This window comes from Streptococcus parasanguinis (genome assembly GCF_015556095.1).
In the GTDB taxonomy this organism is placed as follows: domain Bacteria; phylum Bacillota; class Bacilli; order Lactobacillales; family Streptococcaceae; genus Streptococcus; species Streptococcus parasanguinis_Q.
The window spans coordinates 16,405-31,756 of sequence record NZ_JADNLT010000012.1; the positions used below are offsets into that span (position 1 = coordinate 16,405).

Consider the following 15,352-nt stretch of genomic DNA (forward strand, 5'->3'; position numbering starts at 1 on the left):
AGACGCCCTTTGTATCTTAATTAGTCATGGAACTTCCTGGATTGCTGAAATCATCCACTGGATAATTTCACCTAACGTCCGTAGTCACCTAAGGAAAGTCTCAAATAAGTTTTAAACTTAAATTAATAACTACTCTTCGGAGTAGTTTTTTTCATAATACAAAAATTTTCTGAAAATTCCTTTTCTTCTGAAAACCTTTGTGGTATAATCTTAAAATAAACTTAAAATTTCTTAAGGAGTTTTACATGAAAAAAAGAAATGTCATTGCACTTGCGGGAGTTGCCCTCCTTTCAGCAGGGATCTTAGCGGCTTGTTCTGGTGGTTCGAAATCATCTAGCTCAAGCAACGGCCAAAAATTCTCATATGTCTATGAGACGGAACCTGAAAACTTGAACTATATCACATCTGGTAAAGCAGCAACCCACGATATCACAGGAAACTTGATTGATGGTTTATTTGAAAATGACAAATACGGTAACTTGATTCCATCTCTTGCAAAAGATTGGACAGTTTCGCAAGATGGCTTGACTTATACTTATAAACTTCGTGACGATGCTAAATGGTATGATTCAGAAGGCGAAGAGTATGCGGATGTAACAGCTAAAGATTTCGTCACAGGGATCAAATATGCGGCTGATAACAAATCAGAAATGCTCTACATCATCCAAGATTCTATCAAAGGCTTGAATGACTACGTCAGTGGTAAAAATAAAGATTTCTCAGCTGTAGGAGTAAAAGCAGTTGATGATCATACCCTTCAAATCACTTTGAACCAACCAGAATCTTACTGGAACTCTAAATTGACTCTTGGGATCACTTTCCCTGTCAACGAAAAATTCGTGAAATCAAAAGGGGATAAATTCGCTCAAGCAAGTGACACCAGCTCCCTTCTTTACAATGGTCCTTACATCTTGAAGAGCTTTACTTCTAAATCTTCTATCGAAATGACCAAGAATGAAAACTACTGGGATAAAGACAAGGTCTACGTCTCAGATGTAAAATTGGAATTCTACGATGGACAAGACCAAAGTAAACTGGCGAAATCATTCGGTGAAAATGCTCTTAGCTTGGCAAAACTCTTCCCAACTGGATCTGGTTACTCAGAGCAAGCCAAAGAATTTAAAGATGAAATCACCTACACTCCTCAAGATGCTGCTTCTTATGTCATTGGTACCAACATAGACCGTCAATCTTACAAACACACAGCTAAAAAGACCGATGAAGAAAAACAATCTACTAAGAAAGCCCTCTTGAACAAGGACTTCCGTCAAGCGATCAGCTTTGCCTTCAACCGTGAAGTTTATGCTGCTCAATTGAACGGAAAAGACGGAGCAAGCAAGATCATCCGTAACCTCTACATTCCACCAACATTTGTCCAAGCTGATGGCAAGACCTTCGGTGAAATGGTAAAAACACAATTGGATACCTATGGAGATGAGTGGAAATCTACTAAACTAGATGATGGTCAAAACGGTCTCTTCGATGCGAAGAAAGCGAAGGAAGAGTTTGCAAAAGCGAAGACTGCCTTGGAAGCAGATGGTGTGAAATTCCCAATTCACATCGATATGCCTGTAGACCAAACCACTCCATCAAGAGTTCAACGGGTGCAATCTTTCAAACAATCAGTTGAAGAAGCGCTTGGTAAAGAAAATGTCGTCATCGATATCCAAATGCTTTCGAAAGAAGACCTTCAAAATGTGACCCTCTTTGCGCCAAATGCGGCTGGCGAAGACTGGGATCTCTCTGATAATGTTGGATGGAGCCCTGACTACCAAGACCCATCAACTTACATGGATATCTTGAAAGCTTCATCTGGTGAAAATACTAAGACTTTCCTTGGATTTGACCCAAGCGAAAACAATGAAGCAGCTAAAAAAGTTGGTTTGTACGACTTTGAAAAGATGATCAAAGATGCTGGTGCAGAAACACAAGACGTCAACAAACGCTATGAAAAATATGCGGCAGCACAAGCTTGGTTGACAGATAGCGCCCTTGTTATGCCAACTTCTTCATCAACTGGACGTCCATTCTTGACACGTATCGAACCATTCTCAGCTCCATTTGCATGGACTGGTGGTAAAGGAAAAGACCACGTGATCTACAAAGGAATGAAACTCCAAGATAAAGCTGTGACAACTGCTGACTACAACAAAGCCCTTGAAAAATGGCAAAAAGAACAAGCAGAGTCAAACAAAAAAGCACAAGAAGATCTTAAGAAACACGTCAAATAAGAATCGATAACCGAGGCTGATGCCTCGGTTTTTTTGGATCAGATGAACATCTGTTTGATCTAAAAACGCTTACATAGTATAATAGGAGTGTTGATTACAAAAAGTGAGGAGATTGACATGAAAAAGAAAACAATGGTTTCCATTGTCGCATCAAGTTTATTGATCGCACCGATGGTCTTGCATCAAGTAGCAGCAGCAGATGAGCAGACAGAAGAGCTAGCTCCATCGACAGAAGTGGTCCATGCTCCATCTACTGAAGCAACACCGACAGCACGTGACACAAGTACTAGCTCTAGTGAAGAAGGGACAAGCTCAAGTGAGGCATCGCTGGATCGGGCGGCAGGTGCCAATCAAGTAGCTCCTACAAGAGCAGCCCACACAGCCCCAAGTGACCCAACTGTCCCAGTAGCAACTCCAGCAACAACAAACAGGGAAGCTGCACCTCAATCCGCTCCTACTTCAGAAGCACCGGCAACAAGTCAGGATTTGGCAAAGGTCACAGGTTCGACCCTTGCAGCGGATCAGACCTCTAAAGAGTTGACAGTGCAAGATGCTGTTAATGGCTTGCTTCAATGGGCAGCAACGGATCCAAGCCAATTGGGCCAAAGCCAAGCAGATCGGGAACGCTTTGCCAAGAGTTTAGGTTTGATTGAAACATCAGAAGATCTGACTCGTAAGGTCAATCAGCCAGAATTGGCCAAGATGTATGAAACAGCTAAGAAACTCTACGATGCCTATCGTGCTGAAAAGAAAAGCCCGCTCTTTTTAAATGGTCGTGCCCAGCCTATTTTCCCTTATACGACGGGAGAAAAAGCAGACCAAGACTACAAATATGAAGATAGCCAAATTGTACGCTTCCCAGTCTATGTCGAAACAGACTACGATACCGATGCAGATGGCAAGCCTGACTTGGTCAAAGCCATTGTTCAACTACCAAAAGCAGTAGCGCAAGGTGATTTTAAGGCAGCCACTATTCTGGAAGCGCGCCCTTACGTAGCGGGGACGCTCGATGAAAACTACGTGACCCTTGAAAGTTTGGGGCTTCCAACAGACGGTAGCTATGATATGAAGAAACTGCACAGCCAACCTGCCAAAAGACAGCCAGTAAGCAGTGAGACAACAGTAGAAGCAGCCAAAAAAGCCAAGGCATCGGATTGGTATTACTACAGTCCCTACGAGTATATCTATGACTACGAAGATCTGAACTGGTACGACTATTTCTTAGTCAGAGGCTATGCCTTTATCTCAAGTGCTGGGCTTGGTACCAAGGGGTCAGAAGGATTTAACACGACGGGATCCGATCTCGAAATCAATGCCTTCAAGAATATCATCGAATGGGTCAATGGCAAACGCAAGGCCTACACCGATAAGACTAGCAATGTCGAAATCAAGGCAGACTGGGCAACTGGCAATGTCGCAATGACCGGTCTCTCCTGGGCTGGCACCACGACCTTTGGTGTGGCGGCAACAGGCGTAGAAGGTCTAAAGACCATTGTTCCAGCAGCAGGGATTGCCTCTTGGTATGATTATTTCAATAGCCAAGGTACCCAGTTTGGTAATGCACCTTATAGTGATCTTTCATGGCTCTCCCTTTACGTTAGCACACGGATGCTGGAGCAAGATGATTGGGCAGGTATTTGGCAAAACTATTCCAACTACATCAACCAACTGAACAAGGACCAGTACGCCCATGATCGCAACTACAGCGATGTCTGGAAGGAGCGGGATTATACCCTTCATCCAGAAAATCTCAAGACCAGCGCCCTGATCGTCCATGGCTTGAATGATGACAATGTCAAGACCAAGCACTTTGAACTTATGTACGATGCCCTCAAGAAAGCAGGACAAGATGTCAAGCTCTATCTTCACCAAGGAGATCACGTCTACCCAGCGGCTATGTCACGAGGATACGGCATCACCGCCAATGGTCAGGACTTTTATGATTTGCTCAATACCTGGCTGACCCATTACCTCTATGGAGTGGATAATCACGTCGAAAGTTTGCCAGCGGTTCTAGCTCAAAACAACTATGATCCAAGCAAGTGGACCAGCTATGATAACTGGAAGAGCAGTCAACGTCTCTTCTTACATGCAAGCTCGAAACGTCTAGAAGAAACCATTTCTAGTGATTATGCGGCTGCAGGTGTTGAGATCGCTAACCGTAATGAAACAGTCAGCAAAGCCTCCTCTAAGGCCAATCTGACCTTCGTTTCTGATGTTACTGAGGACACTACGATCAAGGGCCACATCCCCGTTCATTTCAAAGCAGCTCTTGCCAAAGGTCAAGGAAAGAATTTCCAAATCAACGCCCTTTTGGTAGATGTGGCAGATGAGGACTTTGACGTGGTGGGAAATGGTAGCGTCAAGCAAGATAAAACAGCAGACGCTTTCTGGATGGGAAGCAATTTAAGCAACCTATCTGTTGCCGAATACGAAACCATCAAGACCAAGTACAAGGTGATCGCAAAAGGCTGGATCAACCTTGCGAATCCTAAGTCTGGCTACGATTCAGCAAGGTCTCGCGCAAGCATCGAGCCAAAGGTTGGGGAATACCACGATTACACGGTTTATCTCCAACCAAATCTCTATACGGTTAAGAAAGGTCATAAGTTAGCGCTTGTTTTCAACACCTATGACCCATCTGATTTAACGGTGGAGCATCCATATGAAGTGACCTTCAAGACAGATTCTATCCAAGCGGCGATTCCAATTGTTGAAAAGACCCGCGCCCAAAAGGCAGCCTATGTACCGAGTGCAACAGATACTGACTATGTGAAATTGCCAGAAATAGAAGGAGCTGCTCTAGTTGCTCCAGAAGTACACTACAAGGAAGAGTATACACTGCCAAGCCCAGAATACTTTGTCCAACCAAGCCAAACTCTTCCTGAAAAAGATGAACAGATGCAAACAGCATCAGCAAGACAAGAGCAATCTCATCTTACACTAGCTGTATCTTATGGACCTCAATTTGTTTCACAAGGATTGGCAGAAGATCCTCAAGTTGCGACTTCTGCAGTAGGAGGAGAGCAGGTAGACCATACCCTTCCTCAAACAGGGAGCAAAGACCATGCTCTGGGTCTCTTAGGTGTGATCAGCCTAACAGCTTCTAGCCTCATCTTTTGGCGCAAAAAGAGAGAAGATGCCTAAGGAGTCCCCGTAGCAAATATTTCTAAAATGGCATCTTTTAGTGTAAAATAAAAGTAGAAATGCAGAATCAGTAGTCACTACTGAAAAAGGAGGAAATATGGCACACGTAATCACAGATGCAACTTTTGAACAAGAAACCAGCCAAGGACTTGTCTTGATTGACTTTTGGGCAACTTGGTGTGGTCCATGCCGCATGCAGGCTCCAATCTTGGATCAGTTGGCAGAAGAAGTACATGAAGATGATTTGAAAATCTGTAAGATAGATGTCGATGAAAATCCAAATACAGCGCGTCAATTCGGTATCATGTCGATCCCAACTCTTCTCTTTAAAAAAGATGGACAAGTTGTCAAACAAGTGGCTGGAGTTCATACGAAAGCCCAATTGAAAGAAATCATTGCAGAATTGAGCTAAAAAGAAGGGAGTGGGAAAGAACTCCGACTAGTAAAAAAGAGTTCGACTTCCCACCCCCGCACAGTTGATTAGGTCATCTTTGGAGCTTAAAAAGCGAACAAAGATACCAATCAACCACTGCGTCATACAGTTATTTCTATCAAACATCGAAGGCTGGATAATTTTTTCCAGCTTTTTTTGATGCTCTTTATTTCTTTCAAATAGATGTGACACCCATTGACAGCGCTTTCTTATAGTGCTAAAATGAAGCTGTATTTCCTATAAAATTTTTACAGGAAAAAATTCTCCTAGGAAGATGTAGATCCTAGGAGAACATTACATATAAAGGTTATTGGCCCTCTGTATCTTGGGCTACCCAGACACTGACGGAGCGCTCTGCCACTGGGAATTCAGCAGTACCGTCTTCTTGGACTTGGACGGTTTCACTACAATTTTCTAGGACATCATAGTAGGTGAGACCTGCGTAGGATGAGCCGATCTCCATGACTTTTGTAGCAGCTTGGTTATTCGAAACTAAGCAGGCGATTGGTGCTGATTTTTCTGTACCTGAGCGTGTCCAACCGATGCAATTAGGATCATCGAAGTAGTCTGTTTGTTCCCCATAGGCCAGATCTTTACGAACCCATAAGAGACGATCAAGAACCTCTTGGAAACTTTCTTGCGCAAATTTGCCCTCGATACCGTAGTAGTCTCCATAGAAGACACAAGGCAAACTAGCTTCACGAAGTAAGATCAAGGCATAGGCTGCAGGCTTAAACCATTCTTCAATGGTAGATTCCAAGGCTTGCCCTCTCTGGGTATCATGGTTGTCTACAAAGGTTACGGCCTGTTCAGGATGATTGAGCGCCAGTGTTCCATCAAAAACAGTTCGAAGGTCGAAATTTTCACCCTCTTGGCTGGCTCTGAAGAAATTTTGGTGGAGGGCTACATCGATCAAGTCGAATAAGTAGTCAATGCTTTCCAAGTATTCATCGTTGGTCTCTTTATCCCCATTCCAAAATTCACCAAAGACGTAGAAATCTTCACCGTACTTTTGGGTGATATTGTGGATGAAATTCTTCATAAAGAAGGAGTCGATATGCTTGACGGCATCCAGACGGAAACCTTCTACACCAGTCGTTTCGATAAACCATTCAGCCCACTGATCGAGATTTTCTACAACTTCGGGATGTTTGAAATCGATATCGGCGTACATGAGGTAATCGTAGTTTCCGTTTTCCTTGTCTACCAGATCTCCATGAGCCCAACCTTTGTTGTCCCCTTGGATTTGGTAGATTCCATTCTTATTGCGAGAAGCATCGTAGTCAGTACCGGTGAAATGGTACCAATGCCAGTGGAAGTCATTATAGGCTCCATTTCGACCATCAAAGGTGAATTTAGTCCATCCTTGAATGGTGAAAGGTTCGGTGAGGATCTTGTTTCGATCCATCGGATCGACCTCAACGACCTCGAACTCCTCTAAGTCATCAGCTGCAGCTTTATGGTTGAGAACGACATCGGCCATTGGTTGAATCCCAGCATCTTTGAGGGCTTGAATGGCTTGAAGATAATCTTCTTTGAAACCATATTTGGTGCGAACTGTTCCTTTTTGGTCGAACTCGCCCAAATCAAAGAGGTCATAGACCCCGTAACCAACGTCATTGTTAGATGTAGCTTTAAAAGCAGGTGGCATCCAGACCTTGCGAATGCCCAAATCTGCTAAGTGTTGCGCATCTTCAGCAAGACGTGTCCAGTGGTTCCCATCACCGGGCAAATACCACTCAAAATATTGCATTAAGGTTTGATTTTCCATTGTTATTTCTTCTTTCATGTGAATGTCCTTATTTTACCAAAAATAGTTGGATGGGACAAACGTTTGCGCTGGAAGCAAGCCCTTTCTAGAAAAGAAATCGCATACAGGAAAGAAGTGAAGTGAGAATATAAAAGGTAGGATTTTATCTACGTAGAAATATCAGCCTGATACATATATTTCTATCTATTCATTTAGTTTGATCATATCAAAGGAGGATTGGTTTGAAAGTGAAAACCACCAATAGAGAGAGCATCGAAGCGATTTTTACCCAATCCTTGGCGATTCCAAGCTTCACCAACACTGAGACAGAGCAAGGAATCGAAGCCTATCTGGATCAACGGCTTGCCCAGATCCCCTATTTCAAGGAACATCCAGACCACTTTGGGCGCTATCAGGTGCCACAGGATCACTTGCATCGGTCGGTCAATTGGGCCTTGGTCGATAAAGGTAAGAAAAAAACTCTTATCCTGTTTCACCACCATGATACAGTCGATCTTGAAGACTATGGACATTTGTCGGAGATCGCGCTCGATTCTGATAAAGTAGCAGCAGCCTTGAAAACACTAGATATGCGACCAGATATCCAGGCTGATTTAGCTTCTGGGGATTGGAAATTTGGCAGAGGATCTTGCGATATGAAAGCTGCCTTGGCCCTTCAATTAGGGGTTCTAGAAGCCTATGCGGCGGATCCCTCAGGAGGTCAGGTCAATCTGCTCTATCTCTCTGTTGGAGACGAGGAATCCTATTCACGTGGGATGCGGGGGGCTTTGGGGCTCCTGACAGATTTGCAGGAAAAGTTTGATCTGAATTATGTATTAGCAGTAGATTCGGAGCCCTTTGAATCGGATCTAGAAAAAGAAAAAGTCCTTCACATTGGCACAGTCGGTAAACTCATGCCAGTCGTTGTGGCGCAAGGCGTCTTATCCCATATGAAGGAGCCTCTTAAAGGGATCAATGCCTTGTCCCTCTTAGTAGCCATCGCAAGCCAGCTAGATCTTCATCCCGATCTGGCAGATCAGGCGTTGGGAGAAACGTCTCCCCTTCCTTCTTGGTCCTATCTCAGAGATTTGAAGGAGCAGTACGATGTATCGACCGTGCTCTATGCGGCTGGTTATTTCAGTGTGCTGCATTTGAAGAAAACACCCCAAGAGCTCCTACAGCGGATTTATGAGCTTAGTCAGGAGGCCTTGGATGCCTTTTACAAGAAGTATGAACACTTGCAGGATCAGGCTGGCCAAGACCATATTATTGCAAGGCCAAGAGTCATCACCTACCAAGAGCTAGAGGAACGTTGCCAAGCCATAGAAGGTTACCAAGCCTTTAGGGAAGCTTCTAACCAAAAAGCGGAACACGATTTTCGTAATGGGACCAGCTACCAGAGCCTTGCAATCCTGCAAATCCAGCGACTCCTAGAGTTTCTCGGAGATAAGGATCCCATGGTGGTCATTGGTTTTGCGCCCCCCTATTATCCTTCTATGAATTGTCGCTTTTTGGACAATACAGAACTCAAAATCGAGTCCTTGATCGAGGATTACCGCCAGTATCTGGACCAAAGAGGCTATAGCTTAAAAGTCGAAGAATACTTTATGGGGATTAACGACACCAGCTATTGTGCCTTGGAAAAGGATGTGGCTTCTTATCAAGTCGTCCTAGATAGCCTAGCCACACCAGCCCAGGTCTATGATCTGGATCTGGAAAAAATTGCTCAAATTCAGGTTCCAGCGGTCAATCTAGGCCCTTGGGGCAAAGAATTGCATAAGCGAGGAGAGCGGGTCTACAAAGAAGACTTTTTGGAGACCATTCCAAACTATTTACTAGAATTGCTCTACCATTTCGATGATCGCTTATCAACAGAATAAGAAAAAACGGTCCCAATGAGGATCAATTAGGGAGTTAACATGATTACATTTCACGGAGTTACCAAAGATTACGATGGGCATATTGCCCTCAACCACTTGGATCTGACCATCGAAGACGGACAAATTGTCGGCTTGATTGGCCACAACGGAGCTGGAAAGTCAACGACGATTAAGAGCCTGGTCAGTGTCATCACCCCAACTACTGGATCAATTGAAGTGGATGGTCAGGACCTCTATAGCCATCGGCTGGCGATCAAAAAGAAGATCGGTTATGTAGCGGATTCACCAGATCTTTTCTTGCGCCTCACAGCCAATGAATTCTGGGAGTTGGTTGCGACCTCTTATGATATGAGTCAGAAAGACTGTGATCAACGCTTGGAAGAGCTTCTTACGATCTTTGATTTTCAGAGCCACCGCTATGAAGTGATTGAATCCTTTTCACATGGGATGCGCCAGAAGGTCTTTGTCATTGCAGCCCTCTTGTCGGATCCAGATATCTGGGTCTTGGACGAACCCATGACCGGTTTGGATCCACAGGCTTCTTACGATTTAAAACAAATGATGCGCCAACATGCGGATCGCGGCAAGACGGTTATTTTCTCTACCCACGTATTAGAAGTGGCCGAACAACTCTGTGATAAGATCGCCATTCTCAAAAAAGGTAATCTCATCTTCTATGGGACGATCGAGGAATTGAAGGGCCAACATCCCGAACAAAGTCTGGAAAGTATCTATCTCAGCCTAGCGGGGCGGAAGGAAGAAGGTGGCGATCATGCGTCTTAAGATCATCCAACAGCTGGTCAATGTCAATATCATCTATGCTAGTCAGCCGGCCCAGATCGCAAAATTACGCGCCAAACAGGCTAAAAAACCGGACGTCAAACTCAATGTTGCCCGCAGATCGGTGCTCAACTACCTCTTTTTAGGATTGGTCTATTTCCTCATATTTGGCTTGCTCTTTAGTATCTATGATTTTGTCCATCAGCCAGCCTTCTTTGTCAATATGGTGGCCCTCTTTTCCTTGATGACCATTTCCCAAGGCTTTATGAGTTTTTACAATGTCTTTTATGAAAGCAAGGACCTCCAGTTTTACCGGCCCTATGCTTTCTCAGATGCGGAAGTCATTGCTGGAAAAAGTATCTCGGTCATCCTGACCCTTCTCATGGCTATCCTTCCATTGATCAGCTATTTTTTGATCCTGCCTGTCCAAGCAGGCGGCTTCAATCCGTTAGGGATCCTGCTAGGCCTCTTTTGTGCCGTGATTCTCTTAGGCGTTCTCTTTTTAGCGACGATTTTACTAGCTCATTTGATCACTAAGACCCTTTTTTTCAAAAAACACACGACCCTGGTCTCCAACATCATGGTCGGAATTGGTTCTCTTCTGAGCCTAGGAGCTTATCTCTATCTGAATCTAGTCCAAACCCATCGGGTAGAGGTGTCGGGTGGAGCGGGTATTCCCATTCTATTTCCACCTTTTACAGCCTTTCATCAGTTTATCCTCCATCCTTTTGATGGTGGAGCGATCCTTGGCCTTCTGGGCTGGATAGCGGTGCTTTTGGTCTTGATCGGCCTGGTTCGCAAAATCGTGATCCCACAATTCTATGATGCAGCCCTTGCGGTTGCGACCAACCAAACCGTCAAAGAGCGCGTGAAAGCCATCCATGTGGGCCAGAAAGACTCCTTTAGACAGTTTGTCATTCAGTATCATCGCAGACTCTTGAGCGATGGAACCCTTATGGTGCAAGTCCTATTGATGATGAGTATTCTGCCATATATTTTCCTCCTCAGTGGAGCAGCAGGAGCATCAAAAAATATAGGAGGCCTCAGTCCTTACTTGACACCCCAGTATCTGGTACCACTGACCCTTGTTGCCATCTTGATCGGTGTTTTCAATAGTTTTGGAGGCTTGACCAGTATCGGTATTTCGCTAGAGCGCGAAAACTTTGAATACTTGAGATCCCTCCCTGTTGATTTCAAACGCTATCTCTTTATGAAGTTTTGGTTGCTCTATCTGGTGCAATCCATCCTTCCTGTCATTCTTCTAGTTGGCGTTTGTCTCTATTTTGGCGTCCATCCCTTGGCTATCCTTGCCATGTTACTGATCTGGGTTGTAACGACCATTCCGATCTGCATCCGAGACTATGTCAAAGATTTTCAGAACTTTAGCACCAATTGGACCAATATCACAGAGTTGATGACCCGTCATCGTGGGAATGCAGTTCTTCAGTCTATCCTCTTGATTGTCTTTCTCTTTGTGATGTTTCTCCTGATCATTGTCAGCTTCATTTGGACCTATCATTCCGTCAGCACCCTGCTGGCTGTGATCCTTTATAGTGTCATCCTGCTAATCGGAGCTGGGATCAGCTATACCATTTACCGCAAAAAAATCCGTACCCTCTACCAAGAGATCGGAGAATAAAAAAAGAGAGTGGGACAGAAATCGGTCATTCGTTAGAATTCAATTTCGTCGTCCCACCTCCGCACAGTTGAGTAGGGCTGTAAAGCTGATGAAATCAGTGTAGTAGAGCCCACTCAACCACTGCGTCTTGCTCGACAATCCAAAAACAAATGAGAGGCTAGGACTTTTGTCCTAGCCTCTTTTTAGTGGTAACTTAAATTTCATACCCCATGAGGAGGCCGCCTTCTTCGGCGTAGAAACTACAAAGTCCAGAAGTAGGAAGGACTTCGATCATTGCATGGGCAAATTTTTCACGAACCAATGCAGAGAATTGCTCAATAAATTTTTCATTGTTGCGGTGGGCGATGGTGATATGACCGCCAGCATAACCCGCCTTGATCAATTCATCAAAAGCAGCTTTGATCGCTTTCTTTTGGCCCCGAGCTTTTTGGAGCAACTCAAGAGTACCGGTCTTACTAGCTTCCCCGACCATACGGATATTGAGGAGTCCGACAACAGTCCCGATCAATTTGCTGAGACGCCCATTTTTGACCAGATTATCAACCTTGGCCAAAACAAAGAGCAACTTCGTCTTAGACTGGTAGGTCGTGATCACATCGACTACTTGATCAAAATCGAGGCCTTCAGCGACCAACTGATTGAGCTTGCGAACGATCAGGTCCACCTCACCCCCAGCTGACAAGCTATTAATGACGTGGATATTGGTATTCGGATGCTCTTCTAGATAAATCTTCTTGGCCACCTCAGCACTATTGTAGCTACCTGAAAGGGTTCCAGTGATGGTCACAACGACGATATTTTCAGCTCCTTCAAAGGACTTCATATAATCATCGGGACTCGGACAGGCAGACTTAGAAGCAGTCGTAGTCGCATACATCTCTTCCATCATCTGATCGATATTGAGTTGGACATCATCTGTGTAGATAGTTTCTCCCACTTGGATGGTCAGTGGGACACTGACAAACTCCGTATCTGGTGCCAGGTTGTCCAAAGAGCGGTAGTCACAGCCTGAATCCGCAATAATTTTCCATTTCATCAGTTCATACCTCATAATTGTATAAAAATGTACATTGACAAGTAGTTTGTCTTCTTTTACAATTATATCATGAAGTACCATGCTATCCAAGCAGATAACATCAGGTGAGACAGATAGAAAGTAAATGTTATGGCAGAAAGAAAAATATCCGAGAAATCCTTGGAAAATCTCAAACGATTTAACCAAGAAAACAATGCGATTACACGAGAATCCATCGAAATCTCTCTCCTGCAACTATTGGAGAAAAAAGATCTGAAAAAGATCACCATCTCTGAGCTGGTTCAGCGTGCTGGGGTCTCTCGCGCGGCCTTTTACCGCAATTATGGATCAAAAGAAGAGATTCTTGAGTCTATCTTTCAATCTAGTATCGCAAAAATTACCAAGTCTTTAGATGGCTACAACCTCAAGACAGATCTCTACCAAGTCTGGGTCTATCTTTTTAAGGAAGTTAAGAAAGAAGCTAAGATTATCAGCCTGGCCATTGATTACAATTTTGAACGGCTCTTGACCAAGGCAGTCTATGACTTTTTAGAAAAACGAAATGGCAGCTCATCAAATGGCGCTGGCAGCTACCTCAATTCCTTCTGGAGCTCAGCCATTGTCTCTGTCATCTCCAAATGGATCAAGGATGGCATGAAGATTCCCGCTGAGAAAATCGCGACCCTAGGCCTTCCTCTCTTCCCACAAAAGAAGAAGTAATCACCACCGAGAGGTGGTTTTAAAGTAAACTGCACATCTCCATAACTAGTTCAAATGAATAGATAAAACTGAGCAGAGATTAAACAAAGGACAAGAACGATGATCGAAGAACGAATCCAAGTTGCTAAGCAGTATGTTAAAACCTTATTTGCTGATCGAGCGGATGGCCATGATGTAGAGCATACCCTCCGCGTCTATACCAATGCTATGAGAATCGCACAAGCAGAAGGTCCATGTGATCTGGAGATAGTGGGCTTGTCAGCTCTTCTTCACGATGCTGATGATGATAAATTGTTTCAAACAGAGAATCATGCGAATGCTCGTAAGTTTCTAGAAGAGATCGGTACTCCTAAAAACCAAATCGAGCAGATTTGTCGGGTAATCAATGCTGTTTCTTTCAGCAAAAATCGCGGTAAGCATCCAGAAACCTTAGAAGGCAAGATTGTCCAGGATGCAGACCGGCTCGATGCGATAGGAGCTGTAGGAATTGCGCGAACTTTTTCCTATGGTGGCCACAAAGGGAGACCCCTTACTGATACCGTCCAACATTTCCACGACAAGTTGCTCCTCTTAAAAGATGAAATGAACACGGAGACTGCCAAACAAATGGCAGAAAGTCGCCATCAATTTTTAATCACCTTTCTAAAAGAACTAGAGAAGGAATTGGACTGAGTGAAATATTGAAATTAACTTTTATAAAAGACTTATTTGAAAGAAAGATATGCTAAATCAACTAATAAAGAAACCTATTTTAAGTTGTTCAATTATATTTGTTATCTGCTCAGTAGCAAGGCTATTCGAATACTTGTATATGAGGACAGATGATACTTTTTTATCGGAGAATTTTCTACACAAACTTTTTGGAATACTTTTATTGTGGGGAATTCTTTCAATTAGCAAATTAAGATGGATAGATATTGGTTTTACACCTAATGGAATTATAAGAGGTATAGGAAATGGCCTGCTCTTTGGTTTAGTGTGCTCCATCTTTGCATATACAGTTGAGTGTATTGTTCTCTTGTTTCTTCATGGCAATGTTCACTTATCGTTTTATGCCAGTGGTTTTTCCTTAACAAACGAAAAAGGATCACAAGCAGGTATCTTGTTTATCATGTTAAGTATCTTATTTAACCTGATAAACGTGTGGATGGAAGAAGGAGTTTTTCGTGGCCTTTTCACCAAAATTCTTGAAGGGATTTCTTACCGTAAGAGTCTATTCTTTATAGCCTTCCTATTTGGAATATGGCACTTGGCAATGCCGTTCAGAGATTATCTTCAAGGAGAATCGTCACTCTTAAATCTTATTACCATGGGGATTGGCTATGTTATCCTAGCGGGAATGATGAGCATCAAATGGTCCTTACTTTACAAAATGACAGGTTCCTTGTGGCTAGGACTAGGAGATCATCTTTTCAACAATCTTGCTTCAAATCTGGTCCATGTTGTCTCAAATTCTGAATCAGATAGCTTGCAGATAGTAAGAATTATTCTTTGGCAGTTGTTGTCATTTGCAATTGTTTTGAGCATTTATAAAAGAAAGTCAAAGACTATAGCAAATCAATGTTGAAGCTCTTTTAAAAATTTTTGAATCCTATTACAGTTTATGAATCAACGATAAAAAATTTTTTATAAGTAACTCTAACAAAAGAGGCTGGGACAAAAGTCCTAGCCTCTCAATTATTTTTGGATTGTCGAGCAAGACGCAGTGGTTGAGTGGGCTCTACTACGCTGATTTCATCAGCTTTTACAGCCCTACT

Annotated in this window: 11 protein-coding genes; 9 read left to right on the plus strand and 2 right to left on the minus strand. The window is 43.5% G+C overall.

Annotated features, from left to right (window positions below; genetic code table 11):
* The first annotated feature begins 245 nt into the window (after positions 1-245).
* From I2E70_RS09260 to trxA, 3 genes are all read left to right on the plus strand, one after another.
* Positions 246-2,231 carry a peptide ABC transporter substrate-binding protein gene (locus tag I2E70_RS09260; protein ID WP_049473968.1) on the plus strand — a complete coding sequence of 662 codons (1,986 nt, stop codon included), beginning with the start codon at positions 246-248 and terminating at the stop codon, positions 2,229-2,231.
* Positions 2,232-2,348: 117 nt separating this feature from the next.
* Positions 2,349-5,378 (plus strand): CocE/NonD family hydrolase, encoded by a 3,030-nt coding sequence (locus I2E70_RS09265; RefSeq protein WP_195424531.1) that lies wholly within the window; start codon positions 2,349-2,351, stop codon positions 5,376-5,378.
* 97 nt (positions 5,379-5,475) lie between these two features.
* On the plus strand, positions 5,476-5,790 hold the full coding sequence (trxA, locus tag I2E70_RS09270; protein WP_045759586.1) for a thioredoxin: 315 nt from the start codon (positions 5,476-5,478) through the stop codon (positions 5,788-5,790).
* Positions 5,791-6,118: 328 nt separating this feature from the next.
* On the opposite strand, the gene I2E70_RS09275 is transcribed toward trxA, so the two are convergent.
* A complete protein-coding gene (locus tag I2E70_RS09275; RefSeq protein ID WP_195424534.1) occupies positions 6,119-7,600 on the minus strand; it encodes an alpha-amylase in 1,482 nt (493 codons plus the stop codon).
* Positions 7,601-7,809: 209 nt separating this feature from the next.
* Between I2E70_RS09275 and I2E70_RS09280 the strand changes: the two genes are divergently transcribed.
* Genes I2E70_RS09280 through I2E70_RS09290 form a run of 3 tightly spaced genes read left to right on the plus strand, consistent with a single transcriptional unit; the run spans position 7,810 to position 11,860 of the window.
* On the plus strand, positions 7,810-9,441 hold the full coding sequence (locus I2E70_RS09280; RefSeq protein ID WP_195424536.1) for a M20/M25/M40 family metallo-hydrolase: 1,632 nt from the start codon (positions 7,810-7,812) through the stop codon (positions 9,439-9,441).
* A 39-nt stretch (positions 9,442-9,480) separates the two neighbouring features.
* Positions 9,481-10,224 (plus strand): ABC transporter ATP-binding protein, encoded by a 744-nt coding sequence (locus I2E70_RS09285; RefSeq protein WP_014713507.1) that lies wholly within the window; start codon positions 9,481-9,483, stop codon positions 10,222-10,224.
* Positions 10,214-11,860 carry a hypothetical protein gene (locus tag I2E70_RS09290; protein WP_155169575.1) on the plus strand — a complete coding sequence of 549 codons (1,647 nt, stop codon included), beginning with the start codon at positions 10,214-10,216 and terminating at the stop codon, positions 11,858-11,860. Before I2E70_RS09285 ends, I2E70_RS09290 begins: the two co-directional genes overlap by 11 nt.
* A gap of 193 nt (positions 11,861-12,053) precedes the next feature.
* Here I2E70_RS09290 and I2E70_RS09295 read toward each other — a convergent pair whose 3' ends face one another.
* Positions 12,054-12,896: a DegV family protein gene (locus tag I2E70_RS09295; RefSeq protein WP_023918400.1), complete on the minus strand. Its 843-nt coding sequence runs from the start codon at positions 12,894-12,896 to the stop codon at positions 12,054-12,056.
* A gap of 129 nt (positions 12,897-13,025) precedes the next feature.
* Here I2E70_RS09295 and I2E70_RS09300 point away from each other — a divergent pair, with 129 nt between their 5' ends.
* The 3 genes from I2E70_RS09300 to I2E70_RS09310 all read left to right on the plus strand — a co-directional run bounded on the left by I2E70_RS09300 (position 13,026) and on the right by I2E70_RS09310 (position 15,162).
* Positions 13,026-13,595 carry a TetR/AcrR family transcriptional regulator gene (locus tag I2E70_RS09300; RefSeq protein ID WP_037599347.1) on the plus strand — a complete coding sequence of 190 codons (570 nt, stop codon included), beginning with the start codon at positions 13,026-13,028 and terminating at the stop codon, positions 13,593-13,595.
* A gap of 99 nt (positions 13,596-13,694) precedes the next feature.
* Positions 13,695-14,267, plus strand: a complete 573-nt coding sequence (locus I2E70_RS09305) for an HD domain-containing protein (RefSeq protein WP_155169577.1) — start codon at positions 13,695-13,697, stop codon at positions 14,265-14,267.
* A 49-nt stretch (positions 14,268-14,316) separates the two neighbouring features.
* Positions 14,317-15,162, plus strand: coding sequence for a CPBP family intramembrane glutamic endopeptidase (locus I2E70_RS09310; protein WP_049492035.1), 846 nt, complete (start codon positions 14,317-14,319; stop codon positions 15,160-15,162).
* Positions 15,163-15,352 lie beyond the last annotated feature (190 nt).